The organism is Reinekea sp., assembly GCF_982785585.1.
The window spans coordinates 43,496-63,138 of record NZ_CEYAVF010000008.1; the positions used below are offsets into that span (position 1 = coordinate 43,496).

General features: G+C 56.8%; 15 protein-coding genes. 8 read left to right on the forward strand and 7 right to left on the reverse strand.

Annotation, left to right across the window (positions count from 1 at the left end):
* Positions 1–90 precede the first annotated feature (90 nt).
* Positions 91–4,020 carry a flagellar filament capping protein FliD gene (fliD, locus tag AC4FIC_RS05295; RefSeq protein ID WP_100257528.1) on the forward strand — a complete coding sequence of 1,310 codons (3,930 nt, stop codon included), beginning with the start codon at positions 91–93 and terminating at the stop codon, positions 4,018–4,020.
* A gap of 130 nt (positions 4,021–4,150) precedes the next feature.
* On the opposite strand, the gene AC4FIC_RS05300 is transcribed toward fliD, so the two are convergent.
* Positions 4,151–5,365 (reverse strand): ammonium transporter, encoded by a 1,215-nt coding sequence (locus AC4FIC_RS05300; protein ID WP_100257527.1) that lies wholly within the window; start codon positions 5,363–5,365, stop codon positions 4,151–4,153.
* Positions 5,366–5,662: 297 nt separating this feature from the next.
* The gene (locus AC4FIC_RS05305; protein WP_100257526.1) at positions 5,663–5,971 is read right to left on the reverse strand and encodes an isoamylase early set domain-containing protein; all 309 of its coding nucleotides are present in this window, start codon (positions 5,969–5,971) and stop codon (positions 5,663–5,665) included.
* Between the two features lie 288 nt (positions 5,972–6,259).
* On the opposite strand from AC4FIC_RS05305, the gene AC4FIC_RS05310 reads away from it, so the two are divergent.
* The 3 genes from AC4FIC_RS05310 to trhP all read left to right on the forward strand — a co-directional run bounded on the left by AC4FIC_RS05310 (position 6,260) and on the right by trhP (position 9,813).
* Positions 6,260–7,279, forward strand: coding sequence for an alpha/beta hydrolase (locus AC4FIC_RS05310; RefSeq protein WP_158524358.1), 1,020 nt, complete (start codon positions 6,260–6,262; stop codon positions 7,277–7,279).
* A 144-nt stretch (positions 7,280–7,423) separates the two neighbouring features.
* Positions 7,424–8,446, forward strand: coding sequence for an oxygen-dependent tRNA uridine(34) hydroxylase TrhO (gene trhO, locus AC4FIC_RS05315; RefSeq protein ID WP_100258755.1), 1,023 nt, complete (start codon positions 7,424–7,426; stop codon positions 8,444–8,446).
* 44 nt (positions 8,447–8,490) lie between these two features.
* Positions 8,491–9,813 carry a prephenate-dependent tRNA uridine(34) hydroxylase TrhP gene (gene trhP / locus AC4FIC_RS05320; protein ID WP_405124673.1) on the forward strand — a complete coding sequence of 441 codons (1,323 nt, stop codon included), beginning with the start codon at positions 8,491–8,493 and terminating at the stop codon, positions 9,811–9,813.
* 31 nt (positions 9,814–9,844) lie between these two features.
* Here trhP and AC4FIC_RS05325 read toward each other — a convergent pair whose 3' ends face one another.
* From AC4FIC_RS05325 to AC4FIC_RS05340, 4 genes are read right to left on the reverse strand one after another with little or no spacing between them, the layout of a single operon-like run.
* The gene (locus AC4FIC_RS05325; RefSeq protein WP_100257523.1) at positions 9,845–10,282 is read right to left on the reverse strand and encodes a hypothetical protein; all 438 of its coding nucleotides are present in this window, start codon (positions 10,280–10,282) and stop codon (positions 9,845–9,847) included.
* Between the two features lie 20 nt (positions 10,283–10,302).
* Complete coding sequence (locus AC4FIC_RS05330) at positions 10,303–11,352, reverse strand: aldose epimerase family protein (RefSeq protein WP_100257522.1); 1,050 nt, start codon at positions 11,350–11,352, stop codon at positions 10,303–10,305.
* Positions 11,353–11,382: 30 nt separating this feature from the next.
* Positions 11,383–12,552, reverse strand: coding sequence for a galactokinase (galK, locus tag AC4FIC_RS05335; protein ID WP_100257521.1), 1,170 nt, complete (start codon positions 12,550–12,552; stop codon positions 11,383–11,385).
* On the reverse strand, positions 12,549–13,601 hold the full coding sequence (locus AC4FIC_RS05340) for a UDP-glucose--hexose-1-phosphate uridylyltransferase (protein ID WP_100257520.1): 1,053 nt from the start codon (positions 13,599–13,601) through the stop codon (positions 12,549–12,551). Before AC4FIC_RS05340 ends, galK begins: the two co-directional genes overlap by 4 nt.
* Before the next feature lie 129 nt (positions 13,602–13,730).
* On the opposite strand from AC4FIC_RS05340, the gene AC4FIC_RS05345 reads away from it, so the two are divergent.
* From AC4FIC_RS05345 to AC4FIC_RS05360, 4 genes are all read left to right on the forward strand, one after another.
* The gene (locus AC4FIC_RS05345) at positions 13,731–14,738 is read left to right on the forward strand and encodes a LacI family DNA-binding transcriptional regulator (RefSeq protein WP_273285935.1); all 1,008 of its coding nucleotides are present in this window, start codon (positions 13,731–13,733) and stop codon (positions 14,736–14,738) included.
* Positions 14,739–15,037: 299 nt separating this feature from the next.
* A complete protein-coding gene (gene ald / locus AC4FIC_RS05350) occupies positions 15,038–16,159 on the forward strand; it encodes an alanine dehydrogenase (RefSeq protein ID WP_100257518.1) in 1,122 nt (373 codons plus the stop codon).
* A gap of 138 nt (positions 16,160–16,297) precedes the next feature.
* Positions 16,298–17,098, forward strand: coding sequence for a glutamate racemase (murI, locus tag AC4FIC_RS05355; protein ID WP_273285937.1), 801 nt, complete (start codon positions 16,298–16,300; stop codon positions 17,096–17,098).
* 181 nt (positions 17,099–17,279) lie between these two features.
* Complete coding sequence (locus tag AC4FIC_RS05360) at positions 17,280–19,091, forward strand: ABC transporter transmembrane domain-containing protein (RefSeq protein ID WP_100257516.1); 1,812 nt, start codon at positions 17,280–17,282, stop codon at positions 19,089–19,091.
* A 57-nt stretch (positions 19,092–19,148) separates the two neighbouring features.
* On the opposite strand, the gene AC4FIC_RS05365 is transcribed toward AC4FIC_RS05360, so the two are convergent.
* Positions 19,149–19,643, reverse strand: a complete 495-nt coding sequence (locus tag AC4FIC_RS05365; protein ID WP_100257515.1) for a glycine cleavage system transcriptional repressor — start codon at positions 19,641–19,643, stop codon at positions 19,149–19,151.

Genomic DNA, 19,643 nt, shown 5'->3' on the forward strand with positions numbered 1-19,643 from the left:
CAGGGTTGAGCGTGAGAACCTATGCATATCCGCTTAAGTCTTGGTTTGGTTATTGCATTGTTTAGTGATTGATTGGGCATAGGTGACAAGATGGCAGGTATACAATCTCTCGGTGTAGGCTCTGGCCTGTTGACGTCTGAGTTGGTGGACCAGTTGGTGGCGGCAGATAGAGCGGTTAGCGATCTCCGCTTGGATTCAAAATCGGCACGGGTCGAGGCGAAAATTTCCGCTTTTGCGGAAGTGCGTACGGTAATGGACGGCCTGCAAACTAGTATCAGCAGTCTCGCCAAAGCCACGACCATTCAGAGCAATACCGCCAGCTCATCTCAGGAATCGGTCTTGACCGCTACAACTGCCAGTGGTGCCCAGCCTGGCACCTATCGCATCAAAGTCGATGCGGTGGCCCAAGCCCATTCTTTGGCCAGCAATCAATACAGCTCAGTGGACGATACCCTAGGTACCGGTACCCTGACCTTTAAATTTGGCACCACCAGCTATGATGCATCGGGTAACTATCAAAGCTTTAGCCAGGATGCCAGTATCGACCCAGGCGTGTTAACCATCAGCTCGGCCAACAACTCACTCGGCGGTGTGCGCGATGCCATCAATAATGGCAATTTTGGTGTGTCCGCATCAGTCGTCTTCGACGGTACCGGATATCGCTTACTAACGACCAGTGAGTCGACCGGTGCCGCCACATCGATGGAAATCACCGCTGTCGGCGACGCCGGGTTGCAGGCCTTGGCCTATAACAGCGCGCAGAATTCCAGTTCGAATATGACGCAAACCCAAGATGGAAAAGATGCGCTAATTCAGATTAATGGCTTGCCTGTCACAAGCGCCACAAATAGCCTGAACCAAGTGGTTAAGGGTGTCACCATCAACTTAACCGAAACCAACACCACGGCGCTGACCCTAACGGTTGCTCGAGATACTGCGGAAATCGGCGATAAGTTGGACGATTTTGTTACCAAATATAACGAATACAAAGACATTTATGATCAGTTGACCCAGTATAATTCGGCCGACAACCTGGGCGGAATTCTTTTGGGCGACAATGTGCTGCGGACTGTACATACCCAACTGCGCAGTGGCGTTAGCGATATCGTTTCTGGAGTCACCGGATCGAGCTACTCAACGCTGCTCGATTTAGGCATCACGACTGACCAAAATGATAATTATAATCTCACCTTCGATCGAACTGTGTTCGAAGCGGCTATGAAAGCAGACGCCCAAAGCGTCACCGGCCTGTTGGCCACCGATACGCAGACCAGCGATGCCCAAGTGAGCGTTGTTATCGTGGGCACTAATACCCAGCCGGGCACCTATGCGGTAGAGATTGATCAGGTGGCGACTCAGGGCAGCTTTACGGGCCTGACCAGCTCCGCTTTGGCCTTTGCAAGCGATGTCCAGATATCCGATGTCAACGATCAGTTTGCCATGACCGTGGATGGCACCACCAAAACCGTCACCTTGACCCAGGGCGCCTATAGCAGTGGCGACGACCTAGGACTGATGTTGCAGACCTCAATCAATCAGGCCTTTACCAGCCAGAACGTCACGGTCAGTTTTGATGATGCCGAGGACCGATTCAATATCGTCTCGAGCAAGTATGGCGCAAGTTCTGAAGTCTCCATGGGCGCTGGTGATCCACTGGTCGCCAACACGCTTGGCTTTACCAGTGCCGGCAGTGGTGAATATACCGGCAGCTCATTCAGTAACCTCAATGATATTGGCTTTGGTGCCAGTTCGTCACCCGGCACTCAGACGCTGACCGCCGCGCAGGGGGTTAACTTTGCCAGCAATCCGGCCAGCTTTACCATAACCCTGACCGGCACCGGCAGTGGCTTCGATAACACGGCGAAAGCCATCACTCTCAATCAAGATTGGTCCGATGTCTATGACACCAGTGGCAATGTAGTGACCGAGCGAGACCGCAGCGACGTCCTAACCTATATTCAAGGGCAACTGAACAACGCCTTCAGTCCTGGTTTAGTGACAGCTGAATTTAACAGCAGTGATCGCCTGGTGATGCGCACCAGCCCCGCCAGCGGCAGCGAGACCTTGACCATCTCCGCCAGCAGTGTAACCAACCTCAATTATTTGGGTATCGCCGATGGCGTGGGCACATCAGGTGTGGCCATCGCCGGTGCCAGCTTTGACTTGGCCTATAGCAATCGGCAAGGCAGTGTGACCGCAGCGTCGAGCATTGTTATTCCCGATGCGACCTATCAAACCGGCGCCGATCTGGCCACCGCCATCCAGGCTAAAATTAACGCCGACGCCAATATAGCAGCAGGTGCCCAGGGCGCGGCTACTGAAAAGGGTTCCCGCAGCCTGGCCGCCGCCATCGACTTTAGCTCCGATGAGGCGCAGTTTGGCTTTACCTTGAATGGTGAAGACTATCTCGTCACCGTAGACAGTGCCGATACCAGCCTAACCAATTTGCAGGCCATTCAGGCTGGTATCGACAGCACTACCGGTTCCGGTGGAACCTCCTTGAATGGGCTGGTGACCGCCAGCTTGGACAGTAACGGCCTGGTTCTGACGACGGCCGCCACCGGTTCTGGGCAAAGTTTGGCAATTACCAGCGATGGCATCGGTTCGAGCACCGCCGCCGGCACTCCCATTGACGGCGTCGCTTTATCGACCGGTAAAGACTTCAGCTCGAACCCGGCAACTGTGAGCCTGTTGGTCGACGGCATTGCCATCGCTATGACGATTAATGGCGATGGCACGACCGGCACCAATAATGGCGTCAGCAATCTGGCCATGATCCAAGAAGCGCTCGACACCGCGCTCACCGCAGCCGGGGGCGGTGGCGAATTTGCCGCGGGCGATGTGGTCGCACGGCTGAACACCTCAAACCAGGTGTATTTCGAGACGGTCAGTAAAAACGGCCTGCCGACCGAAACCACCTTTGGTGCGGACGCGTCGATCCAGATTAGCTCGGCCGATACCAACGCGGCGACCTATCTGGGCATCACGGCCGGGGCGCAAATTATCAATGGTTTAGACAGCTTTGGCCTCGACAAAGGCACGTATAGCGGTTTTGACTCGCTTAGCACCGTAACCTTTGTCCAGGACGCTACCGGCAAGGGCAGTTTTATTATTGCCTTCGACAACAGCACAGACGTGACCCTGTCGAATCTCTCGCTCGCCTCAACCGTTCAACTGGGCTTGTCTGCTGTCAATCAAAGCGGGACTGAAACGAACACAGGTCAGGATGTTGAAGGCTCTATCAATGGCCTCACCGCAACGGGGGTAGGGCAGTACCTGACCGCCGCCAACGGCAATGCCGCGGCGACAAATGGTTATATACTCGGCGGCCTCGCAGCCGATTTCTCGGTAGCGGAAGTGATCGATGGCACAAATAATACGCTGAAGGTGTTGATAGACGGCACCGAGTCGGGAACCATCACCCTGACTAGCGGCGCCTATGCCACTGGCGACGCCCTGGCCGCGGAACTGAAAACTCAGATTAATGCCGACACCCTGTTGTCTGCCGCAAGTCGAGGCGTTGACGTACAGTATGATGAGACGACCAACACCTTTGGTATTTTTTCAACCAGTACCGGCGCCAGTTCCACCGCAAAGGTGAGTGACATTACCACCGGAGGCATTAATATCTTTGGCCTTACGACCAGTACGACCGGCGTTTCCGGTAACGATGTTGCCGGGAGTCTGGATGCAGCCGCAGGCCTAATGTTAAGTATCGGTGGCACGCGCACGGGTGAGCGCGGAACGGTGACCTATGTGCAGGGCGCGATGTCAAAATTGGACGATCTGTTTAACAGTATCCTATTGAGTAAGGGCTTGCTCACGGTTAAGGAAGCCAAACTGGTAGAGGACCAAGCAGAAATAGTTGTTGCACGTACCGCCGTCGATGAGCGGGTGTCCGTCTATGAAGCTCGTTTACGATCACAGTTTCTGTTCAACGATAAGCTGATCAGTCGACTCAATAACGTCTCTGACTTCCTGACCCAGCAATTTGATGCCATGAACGGTTCGAACGACTAACGCCAATGATGATTGCCCCAGTGGCGGGACGCCTGTCGCGCTCTCCGTTCAGGAGTTCCGCTGCTAGACCCATTGTTAGGCCAGCCACGCCGCCGAAGGTGGCGTGCGCGGCGGGCAATCAGGCGTGGGCCTAATCGTCCATCGAGGTCGCACCGATCTTGTGGATCGACAGATCGGCCCCGTTATATTCTTCTTCCTGAGACAAGCGCAGCGGCGATATCTTATTGACCAGGCCGTAGACGATAAAGCCGCCAATCAGTGCCACGGCAATGCCGGCTAAGGAACCGATCAGTTGCGCCATAAAGCTAACGCCGCCCAAACCACCCAAGCTCTCCAGACCGAAGATACCGGCGGCTATGCCACCCCATAGGCCACACAAGCCGTGCAGGGGCCAGACACCGAGCACATCATCGAACTTTGTCAGGTTGTTCTGCGCCCAGGTGAAGATATAGACAAAGAGTCCGCCGGCAATGGCGCCGGTGATCAATGCGCCGATCGGATGCATCAGATCGGAGCCGGCACAGACCGCCACCAGACCCGCTAAGGGCCCGTTGTGAATAAAGCCCGGATCGTTTTTACCGACCACCAGGGCCAACAAAGTGCCCCCGACCATGGCCATCAAGCTGTTCACCGCGACCAGACCTGAAATCGCCTCGATCGTCTGCGCCGACATCACGTTAAAGCCAAACCAACCCACCGTGAGGATCCAGGCGCCGAGCGCTAAAAAAGGAATGTTCGAGGGCGCAAAGGCGACTAGGCGACCATTACGAAAGCGGCCATAGCGTGAGCCGAGCACATAGATGGCGGCAAAGGCAATCCAACCGCCGACCGCGTGCACCACAATGGAGCCGGCAAAGTCGTGGAAGGGTGCGCCAAAGGTATCGGCCAACCAAGCTTGATAACCGAAGTTGCCGTTCCAGATCAGGCCTTCAAAGAAGGGATAGACCAGCGCAACAATAAAGAACGAGGCCACCAAGAAGGGGTTGAAGCGCGCGCGTTCCGCAATGCCGCCCGATACGATGGCCGGAATGGCCGCTGCAAAGGTGAGCAGAAAGAAAAACTTAACCAGATCGTAGCCGTTGTTCGCGGTCAACTCGCTGGCGCTGGAAAAAAAGCTCGAACCGTAGGCCACCCAGTAACCGATAAAAAAGTAGGCGATGGTTGAAATGCCGAAGTCGGTGATGATCTTTACCAGGGCATTGACCTGATTCTTATGCCGGACGGTACCGACCTCTAAGAAGGCAAAGCCGGCGTGCATAAAGAGCACCATAATGGCGCCAAGCAAGATAAATAGGGTGTTGGTACCATTGACCAGGTTTTCGACTGCACTGTTTAGTATGTCCAAAAGAGCCTCTCTGCGAGCAGGTTACGCACCTTGGTGGTGCTGTTTTTGTTTAAAAAGGGGTTTCTGTTTAGAGACTATGCGAAATCTGTGCCGAATGGTTCAAAATGGTGGGGTTTGTGCGTATTCGTGGTGCAGCCGCGCGGTCGGGGCGGCTAATGGGCGACCCAAGGGTGCAATGGCCTTGGCGGCGTGCTCTAAGGCGCCTTCAATGGGTGCGTCAAAGGCGATAATGCTTCATATTGGTGCGAATGCGAATGCAATTGCAAAAGCGATTGCAAATGCGAAGTCGGCCGCACGCTAGAGACTGAGCACCGAATTGTCGGTGCCGTATTCCGGCACGCGTACATAGTCATCGGCGGCCCAATCATTAGCCCAGCAGGTGCCGTCGATCAGATAACGATATTGGTATTGTTGGCCGATCGGCAAATCCAGGTCGACCCGAAATTCGCCGGACTTCAGTTGCTTCAATTCCAGCGTCGTTTCGGCCCAGTTATTGAAGTCGCCCACCAGGGTGACCCGGTCCGCATTGGGGGCCGCGGCCTTGGGTAGGCTAAAGGTGCATTTGCAGATCGGCTTGGATTTAAGATACTTTTTCTTGACTGCCATGGGCTACTCCAAAGTGACACTTAATTGTCGGGGTGCGCCGCGTTGTGCCTGCCGGGCGCGTGAATGTCCGCGCCGGAGAGGGCACAGAGGTTAAATCCTCTTGAGTCTAGTCTATCTGAGCCATTTGTGTGGGCGATGCATCTACTCGGTCGCTCTGCTATGCTTTCCGGCTCATCCAGGGCTCATTCAGGGCGGATAAAGGTCCGCAGACAGACCGATGGGATGGCATACATCCGCCAACCCGCTAAAATTTATAGGGACCCTTGGGGTCATTTGCAGAGAGGGGGAATGCTCGTGTTGATATGGATTCTAGTCGGTGCCCTGGTGGGGCTGTTTTTACTCGGTCCGCGGACGTCGGTCCGCTTGTTTTGGCAGCCCCACAAGAGTCGGATCCAAAGTCCGAAGCCACCCGCGCAGCTGACCAGTGCCGATCTAAAGGCGTTACGCACGACCCTGATCCAACACGAGGCGGCGATCGAGCAGATCATCGACGGCGCTGAAAAAAAGATTATCTTCTCGGCCGAATCACGCCCAAAACGCACCGCGCTCTGTGTGCTCTATATTCACGGTTTCTCGGCGTCTCGGCAAGAAATCAGCCCCGTGCCGGAACAGGTCGCCCAAGCTCTGCACGCTAACTATTATGGTCTGCGTTTGACCGGGCACGGTATCGATAGTCCCGCTGGTGCGGCCTTAGGCCGGGCCAAGGCCAACGATTGGCTGTTCGATCTGATGGAGGCCTGGCAGGTGGCGCATCAGCTCGGTGAACGGGTGATCGTTATCGCTACCTCGACCGGTGCAACCCTGGCGACCTGGTTGGCGCAGCAGTCCTCGGTTATGCCTCATCTGGCGGCGCTGGTGATGATATCACCGAACTTCCAACCCAAACATTGGGCTATTCCGTTGTTTCTATGGCCTTGGGCGCAGCACTGGGTGTTCTTAGTGGCCGGTCGCGAGTACGGCTGGGAGCCGACCAATGAGGGCGGTAAAAAGTACTGGACCTACCGCTATCCGACCCTCGCCCTGCATCAGGTCGCGGCTCTGGTGAAGGCGGTGCGTGACTCACCGGTGGAGCAGATCGAGGTGCCGACGCTGTTTATCTATTCCGATTTCGATCAGGTGGTCAAGGCTCGCCACACCGATGCGCTGATGCGCCGGTGGGGGTCACCGATCAAGCATCGCATCTGCCCAGCGCCGATGGCGGGGGACAACAATCATGTGCTCACCGGCGCGATCGTGCGCCCCGACAGCACCGAGCGGGTCAGCGCCGATATCCTCAACTTTATTAAGGCTCTGCCGGCCAAGCTCTGAGCATGCGGTGGCGCGCGCTCGGCCGCGGGCTAAATCAGCCATTGCAGTGACTTGATCATCTGGTAAAATCCGCGCTCTGAATTGATCCGATCGGGTGTTCCGATCGGTAGCCCTGCATTTACGATGCAGTTTGCTGAGGTAACGATGAATAAATTTGTAGTCAGTGCGCTCTACCATTTCGTCCATCTGGACCAACCCGAGAGCCTGCGCGAGCCGCTCTTAGCCTTTCTTGAAGCCCATCAGATCCGCGGTACGCTGATTTTGGCCACAGAGGGTATTAACGGCACCGTCTCCGGCGCCCGCGCCTCGATCGATGCACTGTACGCCTGGTTCCAAGCGCAACCGGCCTTCGCCGCTATCCGCACCAAGGAATCCTTCCATCAGGAACAACCCTTTTACCGCACCAAGGTGAAGATTAAAAACGAAATCGTCACCATGGGCGTCGATAATATCGATCCACAAAAGATTGCCGGCACCTATGTTCAGGCCAAAGATTGGAACGCCCTGATCGCCGATCCGGAGGTGTTGGTGGTCGACACCCGCAACGACTACGAATACCAGATTGGCTCATTCGATGGCGCGGTCAATCCCAAGACCGACTCCTTCCGTGAATTCCCCGCCTATGTTAAACAAGAGCTGGATCCGGCCAAGCACAAAAAAGTGGCCATGTTTTGTACCGGTGGTATTCGCTGTGAAAAATCGACCGCCTATCTGAAGGCCCAGGGATTTGACGAGGTCTACCATTTGCAAGGCGGGATCCTTAAGTACCTTGAAGAGGTCGACGCGCAGGAGTCGCTATGGGCCGGTCAATGCTTTGTCTTTGATAATCGGGTATCGGTTGGCCATGGTCTGGAAGTGGGCGATTTCGAACTCTGTTACGCCTGCCGCAAGCCGCTCTCAAGTCAGGAGCGGCAACATGCCCATTATCAAAACGGACTCAGCTGCCATCACTGCTACGGTTCGGTCTCGGCGCAACAGAAGGCGCGGTTCGCCGAGCGCCAGCGTCAGATGCAGTTGGCCGAGAGCCGTGGCGAGCATCATATCGGCAGCGATGCGCGTGACAATATCGGCGCCCGACGGCGCGATAAAAATAGCTTCCGGGCCGACCAACGTCGCCTCGACCTGGCCCGCAACAAGGCTCAGGAGACACCGGAGAGCAGCCAGTGAAGGCTCGGCCGGAGCTCTTATCGCCGGCCGGCACACTGCGCAATATGCGCTATGCCTTCGCCTACGGCGCCGATGCCGTCTATGCCGGGCAACCGCGCTATGCCCTGCGCGTGCGCAACAACGACTTTAGCCTGGCCAACCTAAGCATCGGCATTGCCGAGGCCCACGCTCTAGGTAAACGCTTCTATGTGGCCAACAATATCGCACCGCACAACGCCAAGCTGAAAACCTATTTGCGCGATATCGAACCGGTTATCGCGATGCAACCCGATGCCCTGATTCTGTCCGATCCGGGCCTGATCATGCTGGTGCGCGATCGCTTTCCCGATCAGGTCATTCATCTCTCGGTCCAGGCCAATGTGGTCAACTATGCCGCCGCACAGTTCTGGCAGCGCCAAGGCATTGCCCGGATCATCCTCTCGCGTGAACTGTCATTGGCCGAAATCGGCGAATTTCGCCAGCAGTGTCCCGACCTGGAGCTGGAGACCTTTGTCCACGGTGCGCTCTGCATTGCCTACTCCGGGCGCTGTTTGCTGAGCGGTTACCTGAGTAAGCGCGATGCCAATCAGGGGGTCTGTACTAACAGCTGTCGTTGGCAGTACAACAATCATGCAGCTAAGGAAGACGATAGCGGAGGCTTTGTGCCGGTGGATCCGGACATTTGGACCCCGTCGGCCGACAAGATTGTCACGGATCGTCCGACCCTGGGCGTGGGTGCGCCGACGGACAACATCTTTTTGTTGGAAGAGCACACCCGACCCGGTGAGTTGATGCCGGCCTTCGAGGATGAACACGGCTCCTATATTCTGAATTCCAAAGACCTGCGCGCGATCCAACATGTTGCACAGCTGACCCAGATGGGGGTGCACAGCCTTAAAATCGAGGGCCGCACCAAGAGCCACTATTATGTTGCGCGCACGGCTCAGGCCTATCGACAAGCGATCGATGACGCCGTGGCCGGCAAGCCCTTCGATAAGAGGTTAATGAACCAGCTCGATAATCTGGCCAGCCGCGGATACACCGAAGGCTTTTATCGCCGCCATGTGCACGATGAAGCGCAAAACTACGAGCAGGGCCATTCGGTGGGCGTGCAGCAACAGTTTGTCGCCGAAGTCTATGAGCGCCAGGGTGAAGAGCTTTTTCTTGAGGTGAAAAATAACTTTGCCGTGGACGATTCACTCGAGCTGATGACCCCCGCGGGCAATCACACCTTCGCGCTGAAGCAGGTGACCAACCTGGCCACTGCGCGCGATATGACCGTGGTGCCGGGGGCCGGATATAAGGTGAAAATTAGCGTGCCCGCCGAGTGGGCTGCCGCCGCGCAGCCTTTCGGCTTGCTGATGAAGAACCTTAACCAGAGTCACTAGCGCCGGCGCACAATCGACGCCCGCTCTGTGATCAGAAACGTATGCCCACGGCGAGATAAGTGGCCGCCGGATGGCGGCCTGCTTCGATAAAGAGGGCGCGTTGGTTGACGTCGATATTAAGGCCGATTTCCACACCCAAACCAAACCGGGGGTCGGCACCAAGGCTCAGCGCCGGACCCAGGCTGGCGTAGCCGCTGAGGCCTTGAGCCAAGCCAAATAAAAGCCCTGCTGAGACATCGACACCCAGTGCTAGCGTATCGCCCAAGCCAAAACCCAACTCCAACTCACCATAGGTCTGCCAGCCTTGGGCCGTGAGAAAGTCAATCTGCAGCGGGAAGCCGGTGGCCGCGATCAGCCCGAGGCGATCATAGCTGGCCAGCGCCACTTCGCGGCCGCGCTCACCAGCGGCCAGGCTATATGGGCTGGCGAGACAGAGGCCAGCCAGTATTAGGGTTGTTAGAGTCTTCATGATTCAGAGCCACCGTCAGATTAGGTAAAGGCATACTCTATGATAGCGTAATAATCCTGATGTTGGTCGAAGGAGCAGTCTGGAAAGTGCGCGTGATTGGGTGCATCGGGCCAGTAACCCGGTTCGAAACAAAAGGCGCCGTGCGGTTGATAGTGGCGGTCCTGATCGAAGGCCGTGCCGCCGAGGAAATTGCCGCTGTAAAATTGCAGGCCGGGCAGGGTAGATGAGCAGGTTAGGGTGCGCCCCGTTTGACTCGATCGTGCCGCCGCCAGGGGTTTCAGCTGCTGATCGTCGGCAAAACAGAAACAGTGGTCGTAGCCTCCGGCGCGGCGCAGGCGGGCATCCAGCAGAGGGGTTAAATCGGCCTGAATGGCACGCCACTGTTGCAGATCGAGCACCGTGTCGGCCACGTCGACGATCTCGCCGGTCGGCAAGGCCTGCGCATCGGACTCGAGAAATTGCGGCGCATGGATCTGAAACTCATGCGCCGCCAAGGACCCTGCCAGGCGGCCATTAAGATTGAAGTAGGCATGATTGCTCAGATTGAGAATGGTCGGACGGTCGGTTTGGGCGCTGTATTGGAAACAGACCCGATTGTCCTCGGTCAGGGTGATGCGCACCTGGACGTCGACATTGCCCGGATAACCGGCGCTGCCATGGGCGGAATGATGGCTAAAGGTCAGGGTCGGCAGGGTTGCGTCCGTCAGGCTGATCTGGCTGTCCCAGAGTTGCTCGGAAAAGCCCTGCTCGCCGCCATGGATATGGTGCGGGGGCAGGTTGATATCCAGCTGCACGGTGCCCCCGGACAAGGCAAAGCGGCCCTGACCAATACGATTGGCAAAGCGGCCCAGCGTACAGCCTAGGTAGGCCCGCTGAGCGATCAGCGCGGCAAGGGTGTCGCAGCCGAGCACCAGGCTGGGCTCGTCGTCGGCCCAGGTAAAGCCGATCCAGGCCGCGCCTAAGTTGGTGAAGGTCGCCTCCGCGCCGGCCTTATTGCGCAGCCGGTATTGTTTGATCACGCGGCCATCGGCGAGCGTGCCGAAAACCACTTCCGAAATACCCGCGGTCATGTCAATCTCACAAGGTTGTGAAGTAATCCACTATTGTGCCACAAAAGCGCCGTCCACCGCTTGGCATATATAGACCGTTTCATGCAGGCCAAAGGCTGCGTGATAGTGGTCGGCAACGTGTTCGATGATCTGCCCGGTCTGACTCTTATGCACCAGCGCCACCACGCAGCCGCCGAATCCGCCCCCGGTCATGCGTACGCCGCCCATGCCCGGGCTGAGCCGCTCTTGGATCAGCGCGACCAGACCGTCGATGGCGGGTACGGTGATTTCGAAGTCGTCGCGCATCGAGTTGTGCGAGGCTTGCATCAGTTCGCCGAGGCTGGCCCAGTCGCGGTTGGCCAGAGTGCTGGCGGCGAGTAGGGTGCGTTCGTTTTCGCTGATCACATGGCGGGCCCGGCGGTAAGTGATGGTGTCCATTTGATCGGCAAAACGGTCCAATAGAGCCAGGTCGGCATCGCGCAGATGGCTGATTTGCATGATCTTAGCGGCCGCCTGGCATTGCAGGCGGCGCGTGTTGTATTCACTGTCGACCAGACCGCGCCGGACATTGGAGTGAAAGATCAGAATATTAAAGTCAGGATCCAGGGGCACTGGCGTCGATGTCAGTTGTCGGCAATCGATCAGTAGGGCGTGATCGACCTCACCCCGGGCACTGATCAGTTGATCCATGATGCCGGTTTGCGCGCCGATAAACTCATTTTCCGCCTGTTGGCCGACTAGCGCCGCCTCGGTCGGATCGATGACGGCTTCGGACAGGGCCAGCAAAGTGCGAATGAGGACGATTTCCAGGGCAGCCGAAGAACTCAGGCCGGCGCCATAGGGCACGTCACCGACGATAGCTATATCCATGCCGACTAACCTGTAGCCTCGGTTTTGCAGCTGCTGGCAAACGGCACGGAGGTAGTTCGACCAGTTGAAGGGCTCGACACTGACCATGGGTGAATCGAGTGCTAGGGTGACGATTTCTTCATTGAAATTGACGGCACAGGCCCGGATTAGGTTGTCTGAGCGCTTGGCCGCGACGACCACGGTGCCGAAGTCGATGGCGGCGGGTAAGACATAACCGTCATTGTAATCGGTGTGTTCGCCGATCAGATTGACCCGGCCCGGGGCTCGAAAATCGTGGCTCGGGGCGTAGTCAAAATGACGCAAAAAGGCCTCGGAGGCTTGTTCGACCAGGTTCGCTGTGGTCACACTCATTGTTGGGCATCCTTGTAATAGGTATCACCGGCCTGTTGCAACTGATAGGCCGCCTGTTCGGGCGTGAGATCGCGCTGCGGTTCGGCCAGCATTTCGTAACCGACCATGAATTTTTTCACCGCGGCGCTGCGCAGGAGCGGCGGGTAGAAATGGGCATGCAGCTGCCAGGCGGGGTCGTCCAGTAGGGACGTCGGTGCACCGTGCCAGCCCATGGAATAGGGGAACGAGGTGGCAAAGAGATTGTCATAGCGCACGGTTAATTTTTTTAAGATCACCGCTAAGCTGGCGCGTTGACCGTCACTGAGCTGATGGAAGTGGCTGATCGGGTGCTTGGCCAGTAGGAGCGTCTCGAATGGCCAGGCCGCCCAATAGGGCACCACGACGATCCAGTCGGCATTTTCCACTACGGTGCGTTCACCGGCGGCGCTTTCTTTGTGCGCGTAATCGAGCAGCAACGACTTTTCGTGCTCAGCCCAATAGGCCTGTTGCTCTGTGCTTTCCTTGGCCGGTAGGGTGGGCACACTGGAATTGGCCCAAATCTGACCGTGCGGGTGAGGCTGAGAACAGCCCATGATGGCGCCCTTGTTTTCAAAGATTTGCACCCACTCGTAACGGCTGCGCAAGCCATTAAACTGCTCGATCCAGGTATCGATAAGCCTTTCGATATCGGCCAACGCCAGTTCTGGCAGTGATTTACTGTGATCCGGACTGAAGCAAACGACATGGGCTTCGCCGCGCTCAGCTTGGACTTGAAACAACGGGTCGGTGTTATCTGGGCTGTCGGGAATGTGCTTTTGCAAGGCGGCAAAGTCGTTTTCAAACACCAGGGTGTGGCCGTAATCGGGGTTACGCTCACCCGAAATGCGGACATTGCCCGGGCACAGGTAACAGTGCGGATCGTGGCTCGGTAAGGTCGGCGCGGTGACCAGTTCATTTTGCCCTTGCCAAGGCCGCTTGGCCCGATGGGGCGAGACCAGGACCCATTCCTGGGTCAGGACATTGAGGCGCTTATGGGGGTGTTCAGCAGGATCAAATGAATCAGTCGGCATCAGGGGGTCCTAGTATTTAATGGCATTGAGTTTAACGGATTTGAAAACGTTTTCAAACGCTTGAATCTTGTTTAATTCGCAAAAGGGGTTCAATATTTGACCTTCGGTTTCAGAAGTTGAGAATGTGGTGTGGTAAACATAAAGGATGTTGCGCGGGCTGCCGGGGTATCGGTGTCTACGGTGTCGCGGGTTATCAATAATTCGGCTTCGGTCATCCCTGAAAAAAGACAAGCGGTGTTAGCCGCAATGGACAACCTGAAATACCAACCCAACTCCTTGGCACGGGCCCTGGTAAACAGCCGTTCAGACTGTATTGGTCTGTTGGTGGGCGAGATCGATTCACCCTTTTTCGGCCAGTTGATGGCCGGGGTGCATCGTGTGGTGATGGCCGCCGGTAAGCACGTTATCGTTACCGCTGGATACCATCAGGCCGATCAAGAGCGCAGTGCGATTCGCTTTATGCAGGAACGGCGCTGTGATGGCCTGGTGATTCACTCCAAGGCCCTGCCGGATGCGGAAATCATCGAGCTGATCGAGCGTGGCGTGCCGGTGACCCTGGTTAATCGGCTGATTCCAGGTCATGAAGCACGCAGTGTCTACCTCGATAATGAGTTCGGCGCCTATCTGGCCACGCGACATCTGATCCGCAATGGCCACCAAAACATTGCCTATGTTGGCACCAATATCGCCATCGAAGACGGGCAAAGCCGGGTCGCGGGCTATCAACGCGCGCTGAGCGAAGCCGGTATCGAGTTGGATGAGCGCAAAATAGTCAAGGCCTTCCCCGATGAGGAGGGCGGCAACTACGCCATGTCTGAGGTTATGGCACGAGACTTGGGCATTACCGCGCTATTTGCCTATAACGACGCCATGGCCGCCGGAGCGGTCATGATGCTGCAGGACGCCGGCTGGCATGTGCCGCAACAGGTTTCGATCGTTGGCTTCGATGATGTCATCCTAGCCCGTATTATCAAGCCGCATCTGAGCACCATTCGTTACCCAGTCAATGAGATGGGCGCCTTAGCGGCCCAGCTGGTGCTGCACGAATTGGATCCCCGCTTTGAGATCAATGAACACCCACTGCGCTTTACTCCTCGCTTGATCGAGCGTCAATCGGTCCGCAATATCACCGACTAGCGCTCAGGCCAGGTGGCCTGATCCATTTGGAGTCTCGTTTACTCGATTAAATTCCTATCCCCCCGCTTTGCTGGCCTTCGATCCGATTGGGCTCGACTGCAAGTCCGATCTAACAGTGGATTTTGCTGTATTTGGCTCATATTTTAATGGATGCAGCTTAAAAAATCGGTTATTAAATTTGTATTGACCTTTTATTGGCCCCTATTACAGAGGATTATTTTTGCCTCGCTAGCCTATACTGCAAACCAAGCCAAGGCGCTTTTAACGACCCAAAAACAAGACCTAATATGGAGTTTGCTATGAAAATCGGTGTCCCTAAAGAAATTAAAAACCATGAGTATCGCGTAGGTCTGACACCGATGGCGGTTGTTGAGTTAAGCCATCGCGGTCACCAAGTGGCGATCCAGACGATGGCCGGCGACTCGATCGGTTTTTCGGATGCGCAGTATCGCGAGGCCGGTGCTCAGATCATCGACAGTGCGGCGGATCTGTTCGCCTGGGCGGAGATGATCGTTAAGGTAAAGGAGCCATTGGCCGCCGAACGCGCCTTGCTGACACCGAACCATACGCTCTTTACCTACCTGCATTTGGCGCCCGATACGGCGCAGACTCAAGATCTGATAAAGTCTGGCGCGGTCTGCATCGCCTATGAGACGGTGACCAATGCCTTGGGTCAGTTACCCTTGTTGGCACCGATGTCCGAAGTTGCGGGCCGCATGTCCATTCAGGCCGGTGCGCACTCACTGGAGAAAGCCCAGGGTGGCATGGGGCTGTTGCTCGGCGGCGTACCGGGTGTTGAGCCGGCGACCGTGGTCGTGATCGGTGCCGGTGTGGTCGGTCAGAATGCCGTGGCCATGGCCGTTGGCACCGGTGCCGATATAGTGGTCCTGGATAAAAGCCTGGAGACCTTGCGGTTACTCGATAAGCAATATGGCAACCGCATCAAAACCGTTTACTCGAGCAAAGACAGCCTGGAACGCCATGTGTTGAGCGCCGATCTGGTCATTGGTGCGGTACTGGTGCCCGGTGCGGCCGCACCGAAGCTGGTGACCCGAGACCTGATTAGCCGGATGAAAAAAGGCGCGGTGGTGGTCGATGTGGCGATCGATCAGGGCGGTTGTTTCGAAACCTCCAAAGCCACAACCCATGCCGAACCGACCTACGTGGTCGACGGCGTGGTGCACTATTGCGTCGCCAACATGCCCGGTGCCGTGGCTCGCACCTCGACCATGGCCTTGACCAATGCGACCTTGCCGTTCGTGCTCGCCTTGGCCAACAAGGGCGCCAAGCAGGCAATGTTAGACGACGCGCATCTGCTCAATGGTCTCAATGTGTGTCGCGGTCAAGTGACTTACAAGAGTGTTGCCGACGATCAAGGCCTGGCCTTTGTTGAGCCACGTTTGGCCGTTGCACAGCTCTAAGCACCTCCTCACGGTCTCACGACCGCCTCGCCCGGGACTGGGGCGTTACAGCCACCCAGCCCCCGGCGGTATTATTTTGCCCCGCCCTAACGATCACTTCCTGTTATCATTCCTGCTTTCACCATGACCTAATAAACTATGATCGGTGTTTTCGATTCAGGCGTCGGCGGCTTAACCGTGTTGTCCCAGATACGGGCGCAGCTGCCCGATAGCCCTATTCTCTACTTGGCCGACCAGGCCCACGCCCCCTATGGCGACTTGACCCAGGCACGCGTTATTGAGCGCAGTCGGCTGATCAGTCAATGGCTCCAGACGCAGGGGTGCACGCTGGTGGTCGTCGCCTGCAATACCGCGACTGCCTTGGCCATCGATGCCTTACGGGCCAGCTTTGACATACCGATCGTGGGCGTCGAGCCGGGCATTAAACCGGCGGCTATCCAGTCTTTGAGTCAGCGTATCGGCATTCTAGCTACCGCGAATACGGTGGCGTCGGACCGATACCTGCGCTTATTGGAACGCGTGTTACCGGATATTGACATCCTCAGCCAAGGCTGCGCCGGTTTGGCCGATGCCATCGAACAGCAGTCCGCCGACCTTGATCAGCTGTTACAGCGCTACTGTCAGCCCTTGATCGATCAGGGGGTCGATCAGATCGTTCTGGGTTGCACCCACTATCCATTGGTAAAAGAGCGCATCGCGCGCCTAGTGGGCCCCCAGGTGACCATAGTGGACACCAGTGGCGCCATTGCCCTAGAGGTGAAACGCCGTTACCCACAGGACCTGGCAGGGCCGCAAGTCGGCGCGCCGATTCGGCTCTACACGACCGGCTCGGCGGCTGAATTCGATCGCCTGGTGTGCGCCTATCCGTTGTTGGCCTGGTTGTCGGGTTTAGCCAGTCATGAGCTAAGCCTGCCAGAACGCGGCGGTCTTGTGGGCTGAGCGCTAGCGATGGCAGTTGATTTCGGTATCGTCCGAGGCTACCCGGGTCATGGTTTTTGTGCCGATACGACTCAGGCGCACCTGAAAGCTGGGCAGCCAGAAGTCATCTATTGTGGCCCACAGCTTGGAATGGCCAGTTCAGCCCTCATATTCCGTCGGATTATAAATAGGATCAAACGCCATGTCAGACGTTGCAGCGCACGCCCCATCAGACGAACCGAACCAGGCTGAGAAAAAGCCCCCATCGAGCGGCAAACCGCTCAGCTTTCTCGCTGCCCTTTGGCCCTATTTAACCCGCTATAAGAAAATTATGGCCGGCGCCGGCGCGGCCCTTATTATGACCTCGATGATCACCCTGGCGTTGGGCCAGGGGGTTCGTTTGGTGATCGATCAGGGTATCGTGTCCCAGTCGATTTCAGCGCTCAATACCATGCTGTCCTTAGTGATGCTCTTGGTCGTGGCCATGGCCATTGGCACCTTTATCCGCTTTTATCTGGTCACCATTTTGGGCGAGCGTATTGCGGCGGATATCCGCAACGACGTGTTCAGTCATCTGGTGCGCATGCATCCGAATTATTTTGAAGAAAACCAAAGCGGCGACATCATGTCCCGGCTGACCACCGACACCACTTTGTTGCAGTCGATTATCGGCTCCAGCCTGTCCTTTGCCTTGCGCAACGCGTTGACCGTCTCCGGCGGCATTATTATGTTGCTGGTAACCAATATGAAATTGTCGGCCGTGGTCCTGCTCGGCGTGCCTGCGGTGATCGTCCCGGCGCTCTGGATGGGCCGACGGGTGCGCTCGTTGAGTCGAGAGAGTCAAGACAGCGTGGCCGATGTCGGCAGCTATGCCGGTGAGATTATCCGTCAGATTAAAACCGTGCAGTCCTATGCGCGCGAACGTTTTGAAATTAAGGCCTTTGCCGGTGAGGTGGATCTGGCATTCCAGGTCGCCAAGCGACGCATCAAACAACGCTCTATTTTGATGGGTCTGGTGATTCTGCTCGCCTTTACCGCTATCGCGGCGATGGTCTGGGTCGGCGGTTACGATGTGATGACCGGTAAAATGACCGGCGGCGAATTGGCGGCCTTCGTCTTCTATGCGCTGATGGTCGCCTTCGGCGTGGCCGGCGTATCAGAAGTCTATGGTGAGATACAGCGCGCGGCCGGCGCCACCGAACGACTGATGGAGTTGCTCCAGGAAACCTCTTTAATTCAAAGCCCCGCCGTGCCGAGCCAGGCCCAGGCCGAGAGTATCGACCATCTGAGCTTCGAGGGGGTTACCTTTAACTACCCGAGTCGGCCCGATAAGCCGGCCTTGAAAAATCTTAATATCCAGGTTAAACGCGGTGAAACGGTGGCGTTGGTCGGCCCGAGCGGTGCGGGTAAGTCAACGTTGTTTGAGATGTTGTTCCGTTTCTACGATCCGCAGCAGGGTGTTATTAAGCTCGGCGACACCGATATCCGCCTGCTCGAGCTCGACGCTCTGCGCCGGCCTATGGCTCTGGTGCCGCAGCAGCCGGTGCTGTTCAGCAACAATGTTTGGCACAACATCCGCTATGGCCGCCCAGATGCCAGTGATGCGGATGTGATCGCAGCGGCTAAGGGTGCCCATGCCTACGACTTTATTATGGATCTGCCGCACGGCTTCGACAGTGATTTGGGTGAAAGTGGCGTCCGCCTCAGCGGTGGCCAGAAACAACGCGTGGTGATCGCCCGGGCGATTCTCAACGATCCGGATATCTTGCTCTTGGATGAAGCGACCAGCGCGCTCGATGCCGAAAGCGAGCATCAGGTGCAAAAGGCCTTGGAAGTGTTGATGGAAAATCGGACCACGCTGATTATTGCCCATCGTCTGGCAACGGTGTTGGGCGCCGATCGGACCATTGTGATGGATCAGGGGGAGGTGGTTGCTGAAGGCACTCACGCGAGCTTGGTGGCGACCTCACCGCTCTATAAACGGTTGGCCGAGCTGCAGTTTGGCGCGCGCTAGGGTGGTGTGCCGAGGCCGTTAGGGCCTCGGCACAAGCCGGTTGGGGCTCTGGCTCGGTTAGAGATCGACCATCAGATCTGGCGAAAGGGCTTCCAACGCGCTGATCACCCCGGTCATATTCTGCGATGCGGTCAAACTAAACTCAATCTTGGCCCGAAACAAAGACCCACCGCTCATCGAGGCCGGTTCGATTTCGGTCTGCAGATCGATCACATTGACCCCCAGATTGGCCAAAACATTGGTGACTTCCCGTACGATACCGGGTCGATCATTACCGACCACCTCGAGGCGATGTTCGGTCGCCTCGGAGGTGACCTGGTGACCGCGTTCAAGCTGCACCATCAGGCCTTCTGCGGCCAAGCCAGTTAAGGCCTGGTGCGCCGCGTCGAACTGGCTGTCGGGCAATTCAATGCGCACGATGCCGGCAAACTTACCCGCCATCGTGGCCATGCGGCTTTCCAGCCAATTGCCCTGGTGCTGTTCCACTGCTCGCGCCAAACGTTCGGCAATACCGGGCCGATCGTCGGCCATTACGGTGAGAATGAGTTCCAT